This is a genomic window from Bradyrhizobium sp. SZCCHNR1051, from assembly GCF_032489615.1.
Taxonomy (GTDB): domain Bacteria; phylum Pseudomonadota; class Alphaproteobacteria; order Rhizobiales; family Xanthobacteraceae; genus Bradyrhizobium.
This window is the reverse complement of the sequence record NZ_JAUEYJ010000031.1, coordinates 23,298-37,443: the sequence shown is the minus strand read 5'-3', so window position 1 is coordinate 37,443 and position 14,146 is coordinate 23,298. Positions and strand designations below refer to the sequence as shown.

Genomic DNA, 14,146 nt, shown 5'->3' with positions numbered 1-14,146 from the left:
GTGACCCCTCCCCGTGTCCCCCGCGCCACGGCCGCCGCGAATGACAAAGCGCCACAGCCGGCGCCATGCGATGCAGCGTGGACTTATCCCCGCTAACCGGCTGAAATGCCGCCGGGGCCTCCGGGTGGTTTTTCGTTCATGTCGTTGCAGTTCAGGCTTGCGTCCCGAAACCTGTTCCATGACAGGCTTCGTTTCATTGCCACCATCATCGGCATCATCTTCTCGATCGTGCTGGTGACCGTGCAGATGGGCCTCTATGTCGGCTTCCGCCGGATGGTCACGACCATGATCGACCATTCCCCGGCCGAGCTGTGGATCATGCCGGTCGGCACCAAATGCTTCGAGGATCCCTCGCTGCTCGACGAGCGGCAGCGGTTCCGGGCGCTGGCGGTTCCTGGAGTGGCGGAGGCGACGCCGCTGGTGATCGGCTATGCGCAATGGCGGCTGCCGCAGGGCACCACGACGCCGGTCTTCGTGGTCGGCTCGGAACTGCGCGGGCTCGGGCTGCATCCCTGGAACGTGGTGGAGGGACGGCTGGACGACCTGTCCGTGCCGGGCGCGGTCGCCATCGACCAGACCTATTTCGAGCGGCTCGGCATCGGCGGCGCCGGCCAGGCTGCAGAGCTCCGCGACCAGAAGGTGCAGGTGATGGCTGTCACCAAAGGCATCCGCTCGTTCACGACAACGCCTTACGTGTTCACCGACGTCGACCGCGCCCGCGCCTATACCGGCATCGCCTCGAACAAGGCGTCCTATCTGGTGGTCAAGCTGGCGGCCGAGGCCGACCTCTGGACCGTGCAGCGGGCGCTGCGCGACAGCCTGTCCAATGTCGAGGTGCTGACCGCAGCCGAGTTCGCGAGCCGCAGCCGCTCGTTCTGGCTGTTCGGCACCGGCGCCGGTGCCGCGCTGTTCGCCGGCGCCCTGCTCGGCCTCATCGTCGGCACCGTGATCGTGGCGCAGACGCTCTATTCCAGCACCAAGGATCACATCAACGAGTTCGCGACCCTGCGCGCGATCGGCTCGTCCAGCCGCTACATCTACACCGTCATCATCTGGCAGGCGCTGCTCAGCGCCATCGTCGGCTTCGCCGGCGCCGCGGCGATCGGCAAGATCGTGGCGGCGGCGACCGCGGAATCGGCGCTGCCGGTCATCATGACACCGACGCTGACGGTCGCGCTGTTCGTGCTGACGGTGACGATGTGCGTCGGCTCGGCGATCGCGGCGATCCTCAAGGTCATGCGCATCGACCCGACCCTGGTATTCTCGCGATGACCGACACCGTGCTTGAGGCCACCGATCTCGTGCATCACCTCGGCCAGGGGGCCGGCAGGGTGCAGGCACTGAAGGGCGTGAGCCTGTCGCTGAAGGGCGGCGAGCTGGCGCTGCTGATGGGCCCTTCGGGCAGCGGCAAGACGACGCTGCTGTCGATCCTGGGTTGCCTGATGACGCCGGATGGCGGTGCCGTGCGGGTTGCCAACCAGCCGGTCGCGGGGCTCGATCCCGAGGCGCTGGCGAAGCTGCGCCGCGAGCGCATCGGCTTCATCTTTCAATCCTATCATCTGTTTCCGACGCTGAACGCCGAGGACAATGTGCGGCTCGCGCTCGATGTGCGCGGCGAACGCGCGGGGTCTGCGAAGAAGGCGGCGCGCGAGGTGCTCGACAGGGTCGGCCTCGGTCCGAAGAAGCGGTCGTTCCCGCGCGAGCTCTCGGGCGGCGAGCAGCAGCGCGTCGCGATCGCCCGCGCCATCGTCGGCAAGGCGCAGGTCATTCTCGCCGACGAGCCGACCGGCGCGCTCGATACGGCCAATGGCCATGCGATCATGACCCTGCTCGCGGACATCGCCAAGGATCCCTCACGCGCGGTGCTGGTGGTCACGCACGATCCGCGCATCTTGCCGTTCGCCAATCGCGTCATTCACATCGAGGACGGCCGCATCGTCCGCGAGGAGAGCGGCGGCGAGTCCATGAAGAAAGTCTCGCACGCATGATATCGGGAATTCCAGAACGCGCTCACCTGCTCGGGCTCGTCGCAGCGGCCGCACTTGCTATCACCGTCACGCCGACCTCGATTCCACCGACAGCGCGCGCCGCCAATGCCCAGGAGGAACGCTGGCTGGCCGTCGCGCCCGGCCGGGTCGAGCCGGCATCCGGCCTGATCAAGCTCGGCGCGCCCGTGGTCGGGCCGATCCAGGAGGTGCTGGTCAAGCCGAACGAGACCGTGTTCACCGGCCAGGCCCTCGTGCGGCTCGGCGACGCCGAAGCCCGCGCGCAGCTCGCCAGCGCCGAGGCGCAGGTCGCGATGCGCAAGCGCGTGCGCAACAAGGAGTCGACACCGTCTGGCGCGGGTCCGCGGCGCCGGGCCGAAGACGGCGTCGCCGACGCGCAGGCGGCCGTGTTCGACGCGCGTGCTGCGCTCGACAAGGCGGTGGCCGAGCGGCGCGCAGGGCACGGCGCCGATGCCGATGTCGACACCGCACGCACGCAACTGACAGTCGCGCAGGCGAAGCTGGAGCAGCAGGCCGACGAGCTGCGCAAGGTCACCGCTGATGCGCCACTGCCGATCAGCGCCGAGGGCCAGCTCAACGTCGCCCGCAGCGAACTGCAGGGCGCCCGCGCCACGTTGGAAAAGCTCACCATCCGCGCACCGCTCGACGGCACGGTGCTGCAGGTCAATGCGCGCACCGGCGAGATCGCCTCGCCGCAGGCGACCCAGCCGATGGTGCTGCTCGGCGACACGTCGTCGCTGCGCGTGCGCGCCGAGCTCGACCAGCGCGACCTCGACAAGATCAAGGTCGGCCAGCAGGCCGTGGTCCGCTCCGACGCCTTCCGCGGCCGCGACGTCGCCGGCAAGGTCGCCGCCATCGCCCCCCTGGTCGAGAGCAGCCGCGCTGCTGCGCTCAGCCAGCGCAACATGACCGATGTCGATGTCGTCGAGGTGCTGGTCGATCTGGCCGAGCCGGGCCCGTTCGCGGTGGGCATGAAGGTGGACGTGTATTTCCGGCCGTGAGGGGCGCGCGCCGTTCGGCCCACGCCTCGCGCGCTGCTGCCCACCCGCCCCTGGAGGGGGAGGGTCGCTCGCACGCGCAGCGGGCGTGCGGGGTGGGTGAAGCCACGAGCACTGCTGCTGATGGAGAGATCACCCCACCACGCCTCACGTTTCGCTTCGCTCATCGTGAGGCGACCCTCCCCCTCCAGGCCCTCCAGGGGAGGGTGAGCACCGAGCAAGCGGCACGGTCTGACGTCTCGATGGACTCCATCAATCCCCGCTCGGCGGGGCCAGCGGCTGGACGATCTCCTGGAATGGCGGCAGCGCCTCGCAGCGGGCGGCATGCGCGGCCAGCGCCGGATAGCGCGTGGCGTCGAACAGATGCGGATGCGCCTCGCGTGTGAAGCGCAGCACGCAGGCGACGGCAATGTCGGCATGGCCGATTCGCTCGCCATGCCAGTAGTCTGTCGTGATTGCGGCGCGCTCCGCCTCGAGCATCACCAGCACGCCCGAGATCTGCGTCTCGCAACGCGCGACCCACAGGGCCAGGCGGTCCTTGCGCAGCACGCGCTCATAGATCAGGCTGACGGCCTTGTCGCCCAAGCCAGTCGCGAGCGCGATCGTATGCAGCTGCCTGCGGCGCAGCGCGCCGCTCCGCGCCAGCATCGCGCGCTCGGGCCCGACGGTCTCGTCGAGATGGTCGAGGATCGCGACCGAATCGATCAGCGCCTCGCCGTCGTCGAGCACCAGCACCGGCACGCGCAGCAGCGGATTGTACGGCGCGATCTTGTCGGCATCGCCGAAGGTCGACCACGGCTTGTGCTCGAACGGCAGGCTGTAGAGCCTGAGCGCAATCGCGGTGCGACGGACGAAAGGCGAGTCGTATTGGCCGATCAGGAACATCGGTTATCCTCCTGTGCGGCGCATTGAAGCGCCGTTCGGCGCCGTTGTCAGCTCCCATGTTCAGGCGAGCAGCGGCACATGCGGTGCGACATCGCACGGCAGCGTGCCGTCGAGGCGCGGATCGGGGGCGATCTCGATCTGGCGGCGATAGGGCCGGAAGCCGGAGCGCTGGTAGAAGGCGAGCGCGCGCGGATGATCGAAGCTGCAGGTGTGGACCCAGAGCCGCGTCAGCGGCTGCGCCCAGGCGCGGCGCAGTGCGTGATTCATCAGCAGGCGGCCGGCGCTGGTGCCGATCAGCTTCGACGTGACGCCGAACAGCACCAGCTCGCAATCGTTCTTGGTGCGGAAGTCGAGCTCCAGCAGGCCCTCGTCGCCGCCATCATGGACGAGCGTATAGATCTCGACTCCGTCAGCGCGAACTGTCTTGGCAAGCTCCGCATCGCTCATCCGCGTGCGCTGCGACCACAGCCACTCCCAGCCGACGCGGGCATAGAGGTCACGGTACCAGTCGAGATCAGGCTGCGCGACGCGGCGAATGCTCCAGTCGCCGATCGGATCGGGCGGCAGCACTGGCGGTGCCAGCATTTCCAGCGAGGTCACCACGGCCGCGACCTTGCCGGGCGGGACGTCGAAATATCCGTCGGGAATGGTCACTCAAGACGACCTGATTGAAGAGTGATCGGCAACTTGCTTACCCCGGACGTAATTGGAACCGCACAGCGGTCCCGGCATGGTCGGCGCATTCAACATCAGGAGCCATGCCCATGCAACGACGAGACGTGCTGCTGACCGCGGCAGCAGCCAGCTTCGCGGCGACGGGAGCGAGCCTCGCCGCCGCACCGACCGCGGCGCGCCCGCGTATCCGCTGCAGCGACGGCGTGACGCTCTATCACGAGGAGTGGGGCAGCGGCCGGCCGGTGCTGTTCGTACATGCCTGGGCGCTGACCAGCGCGATGTGGACCTACCAGATCTCCGATCTCAGCCAGCGCGGGCTGCGCTGCATTGCCTTCGACCGCCGCGGCCATGGACGCTCCGACGTGCCGGGCAGCGGCTACGAGCTCGACCGCCTGGCCGACGACATCGCCGAGGTCATCGCGCAGCTCGACCTTGATGACGTCGCGCTGGTCGGCATGTCCATGGGCTGCAACGAGATCCTCAACTACGTCGCGCGGCACGGCACGGGACGCATCTCGCGCATCGCGATGCTCGGACCGACGACGCCGTTTCCGCTGCAGACCGCGGACAATGCGCTCGGCGCGCCCCACGGCTATTTCGAGCAGTGCTGGGCCGCGTGGCAGAGCGACTTTCCGAAATGGATCGAGGACAACAAGCTGCCGTTCTTCACGAAGGACGCCTCGCCGCAGATGATGGAATGGGTCGCGGCGATGATGCGCCAGATGCCCATTCCCGTCGCGGTCGCCACCAACCGCGCGCTGATCGCGACCGACCTGCGGCCGGTGCTTGCGAAGATCGACCGTCCCGTGCTGATCCTGCACGGCGACAAGGACGTCTCGGCGCCGCTCGACATGACGGGACGGCCGACCGCCAAGGGCATCAAGGGCGCCGAGCTGAAGGTCTATCCCGGCGGCCCGCATGGGCTGTTCGTGACCCACATGAAGCAGGTCAATGCCGACCTTGCTGCGTTCCTGGCTTAGCTGCTGTGGGACGTGAGCGCCCTACTCGCCCTCGTCGCTCGCCAGCACGCCCTTCACGGCACGGGCCCAGCCGGCGAGCTTGCGCTGGCGGGTCGCGGCGCTCATCGCCGGCTTGAAGCGGTGTTCGAGGCGCCAATTGTCGGCGAACTTTGCCGGCTCCGGATAGACGCCCGCGTGGAGGCCGGCGAGATAGGCGGCGCCGAGCGCGGTGGTCTCCTGGATCATGGGACGGTCGACCGGTGCGTCGAGCAAATCTGCAAGGCGCTGCATGGTCCAGTCGGAGGCGGTCATGCCGCCGTCGACACGCAGCACGATGGTGGCGGCGGAGGCATCCGGCCAGTCGGCGCGCATCGCCGCCCACAGATCGTAGGTCTGGTAGCAGACGCTTTCCAGCGTCGCATGCGCGAGTTCGGCCGGCCCGGTGTTGCGGGTGAGGCCGAACAGCGCGCCGCGCACGCGCGGATTCCAATAGGGTGCGCCGAGGCCGACGAAGGCCGGCACCAGATAGACCGACTGCATGGAGTCGGACTTGTCGGCGAGCGGGCCGGTCTCGGCGGCATGCTTGATGATGCCGAGCCCGTCGCGCAGCCATTGCACCGCCGAGCCGGCGACGAAGATCGAGCCTTCGAGCGCGTAGGTGCGGACGCCACCCAACTGATAGGCGATGGTCGTCAGCAGCTTGTTGTTCGACTTCACCGGCGTGGCGCCGGTGTTGAGCAGCGCGAAGCAGCCGGTGCCGTAGGTCGACTTCATCATGCCCGCCGTGAAGCAGGCTTGTCCGATGGTCGCGGCCTGCTGGTCGCCGGCAATGCCCGCGACCTTGATCGGACCGCCGAACAGGTCGGGCGTGGTGGTGCCGAAATCGGCGGAGGAGTCCTTCACCTCGGGCAGCATCGAGCGCGGCACGCGCAGCAGCTTCAGCAGCGTCTCGTCCCACTGCCCGGTGTGGATGTTGAACAGCAGCGTGCGCGAGGCGTTGGTGGCGTCGGTGGCGTGCACCTTGCCGCCGGTGAGCCGCCACAGCAGGTAGCAGTCGACGGTGCCGAACATCAGCTCGCCGCGGTCCGCCCGCTCGCGCGCGCCCGGCACGTGGTCGAGAATCCAGGCGACCTTGGTGCCGGAGAAATAGGGATCGATGATCAGGCCGGTTTTGGCGCTGACATCCGGCTCATGGCCGTCCGCCTTGAGCCGCGCGCAGATGTCGGCGGTGCGGCGGTCCTGCCAGACGATGGCGCGGTGCACCGCCTGGCCGGTGGCGCGGTCCCACACCACGGTGGTCTCGCGCTGGTTGGTGATGCCGATCGCGGCGATGTCCTTTGCGGCCAGGCCCGCCTTCGTCAGCGCGTCGCGGCAGGTCATCACGGTCGAGGTCCAGATGTCCTCCGGCTCGTGCTCGACCCAGCCCGACGCCGGGAAATGCTGCGGGAATTCCTGCTGCGCCACCGCGGCGATCGAGATGTCGGAGCGGAACACGATCGCGCGCGAGGACGTGGTGCCCTGATCGATGGCCAGCACGAAGGACATGGGGTTTCTTCCCGGGAGGTTGACGACGTTGGGCCGACAAGCAAGCGGATCAGGCGGGCGAGGTCAAGGTCGAGCAGCACGTGCCCTGTCCACCCTCCCCTGGAGGGGGAGGGTGGGCTCGCATGAAGCGCAGCGGAATGCGAGACGGGGTGGGGTGAGCCACAGGCGCGGTGCTCGTGGAGAGATCAGCCCACCCCGCCTCACATTTCGCTTCGCTCAACGTGAGGCGACCCTCCCCCTCCAGGGGAGGGTGAAAACAGCCGTCAACGCCGCTGCTTCGACACAGGAGACGCTCACACCGCCGCCGTCGTCACGCCGCCATCCACGACGATGGTCTGGCCGGTCATGAAGGTCGACGCATCAGACGCCAGATACGCCACGGCGCCGGCGATCTCGTGCGGCTCACCGATGCGGCGGAGCGGGGTGGTGGCGCAGCGCTGTTTCAGGCGAGCTTCGTCCTCCCACAGCGCGCGGGCGAAGTCGGTCTTGATCAGGCCGGGCGCGACGCAATTGATGCGGACACCCTGCGGGCCCCATTCGCCGGCGAGACTGCGGCACAGCGCAAAGTCGGCAGCCTTGGAGATGCCGTAGGCGCCGATCACGGTCGAGCCGCGCAGGCCGCCGATCGAGGAGACGATGATGACCGAGCCCTTGCCGCGCGCGGCCATCGGCGGGATCGCCTTGGCGCAGAGCCAGAGGTTGCTCTTCACGTTGGAGGCCATGATCTTGTCGAAGGCCTCGTCGGTGATGTCGAGCAGCGGACCGTAATACGGGTTCACCGCCGCGTTGCAGACGAGGATGTCGACCTGGCCGTAATGCGTCACGGCGCCGTCGATCAGCGCATCGACTTCGGCGCGACGCGAGATGTTGCAGGGGATGACATGGGCGTCGCCGCCGTTGGCGCGGATGCCGCTCGCGACCTCCTCGCAGGCGTCAAGCTTGCGGCTGGAGATCACCACCTTGGCGCCGAGCTGCGCGAGCAGCTCCGCCGAGGCGCGGCCGATGCCGCGGCTGGAGCCGGTGACGACGGCGACCTGTCCGGAGAGGTCGAAGGGATTGGGGGTCATATCTGCTTCCTCCGCGTCATTGCGAGGAGTGAAGCGACGAAGCAATCCAGAGTTGCGCGTGACGCCCTGGATTGCTTCGCTCCGCTCGCAATGACGGCTCGACGATCAAATTGCTCCGGAGCCAGTCGACGCCGGCAACGTAGCTCTCTCAAATCCGTCATGCGCGGGCTTGACCCGCCTGCGGGGCCGAAGCCCCTTCGGCGCGGCGAAGGCCCGCGCATCCATCTCAGAGAGCGATGGGTTGCCGGGCCAAGCCCGGCAACGACGCATTCGCTTAGATCAACCCGCCGGCCTCGCTGACGCGGCGCATGTGGTAGTCGGTGTCGCCGAACGTCGTTTCGATCATCGACAGCCGCTTGAAATAGTGGCCGATCTTGGCCTCCATGGTCATGCCGATGCCGCCATGGAGCTGGATCGACTGCTGGCCGACGAACTTGGCCGATTTGCCGATCTGGACCTTGGCTGCGGCAATCGATGTGGCGCGCTCCTTGGCGTCGTCGAACTCGGCGGCCATGGTCGCGAACATCGACATCGAGCGGGCCTGCTCCAGCGCCACGAACATGTCGGAGGCGCGATGCTGCAGCGACTGGAACGAGCCGATCGCGACGCCGAACTGCTTGCGCGTCTTGATGTACTCGACCGTGGTCTTGAGCGACTCGTCCATCAGGCCGACGGCTTCCGCGCACAGCGCGATGCGGGCCTCGTCGACGACGCGCTCGATCAGCGGCAGGCCGCCCGCGGGATCGCCGATCACGCTGTCAGCGCCGATCTCGACGCCGGTGAAGGTGATGTCGGCCGCGTGCAGGCCGTCCTGCGTCGGATAGCCCTTGCGGGTGACGCCCTTCGCATCCGCCGGCACGATGAACACGCCGATGCCGGACTTGTCGCGCTGGCCGCCCGAGGTGCGCGCGGTCACGATCAGGGTGTCGGCGTTCTCGCCGTTGAGCACGACGAACTTTTCGCCGTCGATGACATAGCCGTCGCCCTTCTTCTTCGCCGAGGCGGCGACATCGAACAGGTCGTAGCGCGACTGCTTCTCGAGCTGGGCGAAGGCGAACGTCTTGCTGCCGTCGATGATGCCGGGAAGATGCGCCGCCTTCTGCGCTGCCGAGGCGCCATGACGCAGGAAGCCGCCAGCGAGCACCACGGTCGCCAGATACGGCTCGAGCACCAGCGCGCGGCCCATCGCCTCCATCACGATCATGGTCTCGACGCCGCCGGCGCCGAAGCCGCCGTCGTCCTCGGAGAACGGCAGACCGAGCAGGCCCTGCTCGGCGAGCTTGGACCACATCGCCTGGCTCCAGCCGCCCTTCTCCTTCATGTAAAGCTTGCGCTTGTCGAAATCATAGGCATCCGCCAGCAGGCCGTCGATGCTGTCCTTGAGGAGGCGTTGCTCCTCGGTGAGATCAAAATCCATTGGTTGACTCTCCAGTATCCCCATTCTCCGTCATGCCCGCGCTTGTCGCGGGCATCCACGTCGTGCCGTTGTGCGGGCGGCGTGGATGGCCGGGTCAAGCCCGGCCATGACAGCGTGCGTCGTCGAGGCGCTGCGGCTCACATGTCAGAGCCCCAGCACCGCCTTGGCGATGATGTTACGCTGGATCTCGTTGGAGCCGCCGTAGATCGAGACCTTGCGGTTGTTGAAGTAGCTCGGCGCGATCTGGGCGGTCCAATCCATGGTCTCGTTGCTGTCGTCGTCGCCGTGAATGTCGTACGGCGCGGCAAACGGGCCGATCACCTCCATCAACAGCTCGGTCGTGGTCTGCTGGATCTCGGAGCCCTTGATCTTCAGCACCGAGGAGGCCGGATTGGGCTTGCCCTTGCCGTGCTTGCCTTCGTCGGCGACGACGCGCAGCTGCGTCAGTTCCAGCGCCTTCAGCTCGACCTCGCAGGCCGTGAGCTTCTCGCGGAACGACGGATCCTCCAGCACCGGACGGCCGCCGGATTCGATCTTGCCGGCGAGCTCCTTGATGCGGCGGATGCGTTCCTTGGAGACGCCGACGCGGGCAATCCCCGTGCGCTCGTTGCCGAGCAGGAACTTGGCGTAGTCCCAGCCCTTGTTCTCCTCGCCGATCAAGTTCTCGATGGGCACCTCGACGTCGTCGAAGAACACCTCGTTGACCTCGTGGCCGCCGTCGATGGTCTGGATCGGACGCACCGTCACGCCCTTCGACTTCATGCTGAAGACGATGAAGGAGATGCCCATCTGCTTCTTCGCCGCCGGATCGGTGCGGCACAGGCAGAAGATCATGTCGGCGTGCTGCGCAAGCGTGGTCCAGGTCTTCTGGCCGTTGATGATCCACTTGTCGCCGCGGCGCTCCGCCTTGGTCTTCAGCGAGGCGAGGTCGGAGCCCGAGCCCGGCTCGGAGAAGCCCTGGCACCACCAGTCGTCGACATTGGCGATGCGCGGCAGATACTTCCTCTTCTGCTCCTCGTTGCCGAAGGTGTAGATGACGGGGCCGACCATGCTGACGCCGAAGGCGAGCGGCTGCGGCGCCGGATAGGCCTGCAGCTCCTCGTTGAAGATGTAGTGCTGCACAGAGGTCCAGCCGGTGCCGCCATATTCCTCCGGCCAGTGCGAGACACCCCAGCCCTTCTTGTTGAGGATGCGCCACCAGGTCACCATCTCGTCCTTCGACAGATGGCGGCCTTCGATCATCTTCCGCCGCGTCTCCGGCGGCACATTGTCCCTGAAGAACTGCCGCACTTCCTCGCGGAACGCCTGCTCTTCCTTCGTGAATGCAAGATCCATCGGATCCTCCCTGACTATTCAATTCGGTATTCGGTTGGCGCGTCTTGCTCCGCTGTCGTCCCTGCGAACGCAGGGACCCATATCCACCGGCTCACGTTTGGGGGCACGGGCCTCTGACGGAATGCCCCAAGTTAGATCGCGCGGTATGGGTCCCGGGTCTGCACTTGCGAGCGCTCGCGCGCTCGCAAGCTTGCCCGGGACGACAGCTGTGGGAAATCCCGCGCGAGATTCGCGCGGGACGACAATCAAGTTACTGCAGCACCTCGAACAGGCCGGCGGCGCCCATGCCGCCGCCGACGCACATGGTGACGACGGCGTATTTGGCCTTGCGGCGGCGGCCTTCGATCAGCGCATGGCCCGTGAGCCGCGCGCCCGACATGCCGTAGGGATGGCCGACCGCGATGGCGCCGCCATTGACGTTGATCTTGTCGGGGTCGATGCCGAGCTTGTCGCGGCAGTACAGCACCTGCACCGCGAACGCCTCGTTGAGCTCCCACAGGCCGATGTCGTCGACGGTGAGGCCGTGGCGCTTCAAGAGGCGCGGCACCGCGAACACCGGGCCGATGCCCATCTCGTCGGGCTCGCAGCCATGCGCAACGAAGCCGCGGAAGATGCCGAGCGGCTGCAGGCCGCGCTTGGCCGCGTTGGCGTCGCTCATGATCACGCAGGCCGAGGCGCCGTCCGAGAGCTGGCTGGCATTGCCGGCGGTAATCGAGAAGCCGTCGCCGCGCACGGCCTTGAGGCCGGCGAGACCTTCGGCGGTCGTCTCCGGACGCGGGCCTTCGTCCTGCGACAAGGTCACGTCCTTGAACGAGATGTTGCCGGTGGCCTTGTCGGTCACCGCCATCTTGGTGGTGATCGGCGCCAGTTCGTCGTTGAACTTGCCGCCCTGCTGCGCGGCCGCGGTGCGGCGCTGGCTCTCCAGCGCATATTCGTCCTGCCGCTCGCGCGAGATGCCGTAGCGTTTGGCGACGATCTCGGCGGTGTCGATCATCGGCATGTAGACGTCGCCCTTGATCTCGAGCAGCGCCGGATCGGTCGCCTGGAAGGCGTTCATCTTGTCGTTCTGGACCAGCGAGATCGACTCGCCGCCGCCGCCGACGGCGATCTCGACGCCGTCGAAGATCACCGAGCGCGCCGCGAGCGCGATCGCCTGCAGGCCGGAGGCGCATTGGCGGTCGATCGTGGTGCCGCCGACCGACACCGGCAGGCCGGCGCGCAGCAGCGCCTTGCGCGCGATGTTGCCGCCGGTCGAGCCCTGCTGCAGGGCCGCGCCCATCACGACGTCCTCGACCTCGGCCGGATCGACCTTGGCGCGCTTGACGGCCTCGCCGATGGCGTGGCCGAGCAGCGTCGCGCCGCCAGTGGCGTTGAGCGCGCCGCGATAGGCCTTGCCGATTGGCGTGCGGGCGGTGGAAACGATGACGGCATCGGTCATGGGCGGACCTCCTGTTGTTGTTACTGATGTTTGCTGTGAGACGTGCGTGATTGCTGCTGGCGCAGTTCGTGACGCGACAGCTTGCCGACCGGCGTGCGCGGCAGCTCGTCGACAAACTCGACCGCCGCCGGCAGCTCGTGCTTGCCGAGCTTGCCGGTGAGGAAGGCGCGGAGATCCTCGACCGGGAACGGTGCTGCGCCGTCGCGCAGCTTGATGAAGGCCTTGGCCGCCTCGCCGCGATAGGCGTCGGGAATGCCGATCACGATGACCTCCTGCACCGCCGGATGGGTGTAGATCGCCTGCTCGATCATCTGCGGATAGACGTTGAAGCCGCCGGAGATGATCATGTCCTTCTTGCGGTCGACCAGGAAGTAGAAACCGTCGGCGTCGACATAGCCGATGTCGCCAGTCAGGAAATGATCGCCGACGAACGACTGCGCCGTTTCCTCCGGCCGGTTCCAATAGCCCTTGGTGACGTTTGGCCCCTTGATCCGGATCTCGCCGACCTCGTTCACGCCAAGCACCTTTGAGGGATCCTCGAGCGACACGACGTCCATCTCGATGCCGGGCAGCGTGATCCCGATCGAGCCTGGCTTGTCCGGGCCGCCCTTGGGGTGGGCGGTGCCGGGCGAGCAGGTCTCGGTCATGCCCCAGCCGCTCTTCAGCTTCATGCCGACGCGGCGCTCGAGGATGCGCGCGACCTCGATCGGAAGCGGCGCGCCGCCGGAGCCAACGCTGGTCAGCGACGACAGATCGCGCTTGTCGAGATCGGGCAGGTTGGCGATGGCGATCCACATCGTCGGCACGCCGGGGAAATAGGTCGCGCGCTTGACCTCGATGTCGCGCATCACGGCCTCCAAGTCGAAGCGCTGATGCAGCGAGATCAGGCTGCCGAGACGCAGCGAGGTCAGCAGCACCACCGTCAGCGCATAGATGTGGAACAGCGGCAGGACGCAGATGACACGGTCGGAGCCATTGCCGTTCGCGCGCGTCGCGCGCCCCCAGATTGCGGCGATCGAGACCGCGGAGGTGAGATTGCCATGCGTCAGCATCGCGCCCTTGGGCAGGCCGGTGGTGCCACCGGTATATTGCAGCAGCGCGATATCGTCTGGCGAAATCGCGGGCCATTTCGCGGGCAACACCGCGCCATCGACGAAGGCGCGGTGCGTGACGACCGCAGGGTTGTCCGGCAACGGCGTTTGCGGCGTGCCGACCTTGCCCCAATGGTCGTCCTCGCAGACGATCAGCCGATCGAGCAGGCCCTTCTCCAGGAACTTCAACGCCGTCGGCAGCAGCGCGCTGAGGTTCGACGTCACCAGGATGCGCGCGCCGGAATCGCTGAGCTTGTGCGACAGCGCGATCTCGCCATCGAGCGGCGACAGGTGCACCACGCGGGCGCCGGCCTTGAGCGCGCCGAAGAAGTTGATCGGATGATCTGGCGTGTTGCCGAGGAACAGCGCGATCGAGGCGCCCTTGCCAAAGCCCGCACGCAGGAAGGCCGCGGCGGCCTGGTTGGCAAGCGCTTCGAGCTGCTTGAATGTGACCGGCCGATCGCGGAATTCGAGCGCATCGCGCTCGCCGAACTCGCTCACCGCCTGCGCCAACAGGTCCGGCAAGGTGCCGCGCGCGATCGGCGCGTCCCAGCGGACGCCTTCGGGATAGAACTGTTCGCCGGGATGGGTCATGAGGACTCTGTATTTCTTGCCGTAAGGCGGCCCCGCTCTCTCCGTTCCCTCCCCCCTTGTGGGGGAGGGCCAGGGAGGGGGGTGGCCCCAGGCGAGACTGCCGTTGTGGACCCCCACCCCCAACCCCTCCCCGCAA

Annotated in this window: 12 protein-coding genes; 4 read left to right on the top strand and 8 right to left on the bottom strand. The window is 67.4% G+C overall.

Features of this window, described 5'->3' with window-relative positions:
• Window positions 1-138 precede the first annotated feature (138 nt).
• The 3 genes from QW868_RS30505 to QW868_RS30495 are packed head-to-tail and all read left to right on the top strand — an operon-like array spanning window position 139 to window position 3,007.
• Window positions 139-1,272 (top strand): ABC transporter permease, encoded by a 1,134-nt coding sequence (locus QW868_RS30505; protein WP_315775496.1) that lies wholly within the window; start codon window positions 139-141, stop codon window positions 1,270-1,272.
• The gene (locus tag QW868_RS30500; RefSeq protein WP_315783715.1) at window positions 1,269-1,988 is read left to right on the top strand and encodes an ABC transporter ATP-binding protein; all 720 of its coding nucleotides are present in this window, start codon (window positions 1,269-1,271) and stop codon (window positions 1,986-1,988) included. Before QW868_RS30505 ends, QW868_RS30500 begins: the two co-directional genes overlap by 4 nt.
• Window positions 1,985-3,007 (top strand): HlyD family secretion protein, encoded by a 1,023-nt coding sequence (locus QW868_RS30495; protein WP_315734672.1) that lies wholly within the window; start codon window positions 1,985-1,987, stop codon window positions 3,005-3,007. Before QW868_RS30500 ends, QW868_RS30495 begins: the two co-directional genes overlap by 4 nt.
• Before the next feature lie 249 nt (window positions 3,008-3,256).
• Here QW868_RS30495 and QW868_RS30490 read toward each other — a convergent pair whose 3' ends face one another.
• Both QW868_RS30490 and QW868_RS30485 read right to left on the bottom strand, forming a co-directional pair.
• Window positions 3,257-3,889 (bottom strand): glutathione S-transferase family protein, encoded by a 633-nt coding sequence (locus tag QW868_RS30490; protein ID WP_315813420.1) that lies wholly within the window; start codon window positions 3,887-3,889, stop codon window positions 3,257-3,259.
• 60 nt (window positions 3,890-3,949) lie between these two features.
• Window positions 3,950-4,543, bottom strand: coding sequence for a GNAT family N-acetyltransferase (locus QW868_RS30485; RefSeq protein WP_316232288.1), 594 nt, complete (start codon window positions 4,541-4,543; stop codon window positions 3,950-3,952).
• Window positions 4,544-4,653: 110 nt separating this feature from the next.
• Here QW868_RS30485 and QW868_RS30480 point away from each other — a divergent pair, with 110 nt between their 5' ends.
• The gene (locus tag QW868_RS30480) at window positions 4,654-5,544 is read left to right on the top strand and encodes an alpha/beta hydrolase (protein WP_315734679.1); all 891 of its coding nucleotides are present in this window, start codon (window positions 4,654-4,656) and stop codon (window positions 5,542-5,544) included.
• Window positions 5,545-5,565: 21 nt separating this feature from the next.
• Here the strand turns inward: QW868_RS30480 and glpK are convergent, their stop codons facing one another.
• The 6 genes from glpK to pimA all read right to left on the bottom strand — a co-directional run bounded on the left by glpK (window position 5,566) and on the right by pimA (window position 14,010).
• A complete protein-coding gene (glpK, locus tag QW868_RS30475; protein WP_316232287.1) occupies window positions 5,566-7,068 on the bottom strand; it encodes a glycerol kinase GlpK in 1,503 nt (500 codons plus the stop codon).
• 293 nt (window positions 7,069-7,361) lie between these two features.
• Window positions 7,362-8,135, bottom strand: coding sequence for an SDR family oxidoreductase (locus QW868_RS30470; RefSeq protein WP_316232286.1), 774 nt, complete (start codon window positions 8,133-8,135; stop codon window positions 7,362-7,364).
• Between the two features lie 274 nt (window positions 8,136-8,409).
• The gene (gene pimD / locus QW868_RS30465; protein WP_316232285.1) at window positions 8,410-9,552 is read right to left on the bottom strand and encodes a pimeloyl-CoA dehydrogenase small subunit; all 1,143 of its coding nucleotides are present in this window, start codon (window positions 9,550-9,552) and stop codon (window positions 8,410-8,412) included.
• A 144-nt stretch (window positions 9,553-9,696) separates the two neighbouring features.
• Complete coding sequence (gene pimC / locus QW868_RS30460; protein ID WP_315775503.1) at window positions 9,697-10,887, bottom strand: pimeloyl-CoA dehydrogenase large subunit; 1,191 nt, start codon at window positions 10,885-10,887, stop codon at window positions 9,697-9,699.
• A 250-nt stretch (window positions 10,888-11,137) separates the two neighbouring features.
• Window positions 11,138-12,325 (bottom strand): acetyl-CoA C-acyltransferase, encoded by a 1,188-nt coding sequence (locus tag QW868_RS30455; RefSeq protein WP_316232284.1) that lies wholly within the window; start codon window positions 12,323-12,325, stop codon window positions 11,138-11,140.
• Between the two features lie 20 nt (window positions 12,326-12,345).
• Complete coding sequence (gene pimA / locus QW868_RS30450; RefSeq protein WP_316232283.1) at window positions 12,346-14,010, bottom strand: dicarboxylate--CoA ligase PimA; 1,665 nt, start codon at window positions 14,008-14,010, stop codon at window positions 12,346-12,348.
• Window positions 14,011-14,146: the final 136 nt, after the last annotated feature.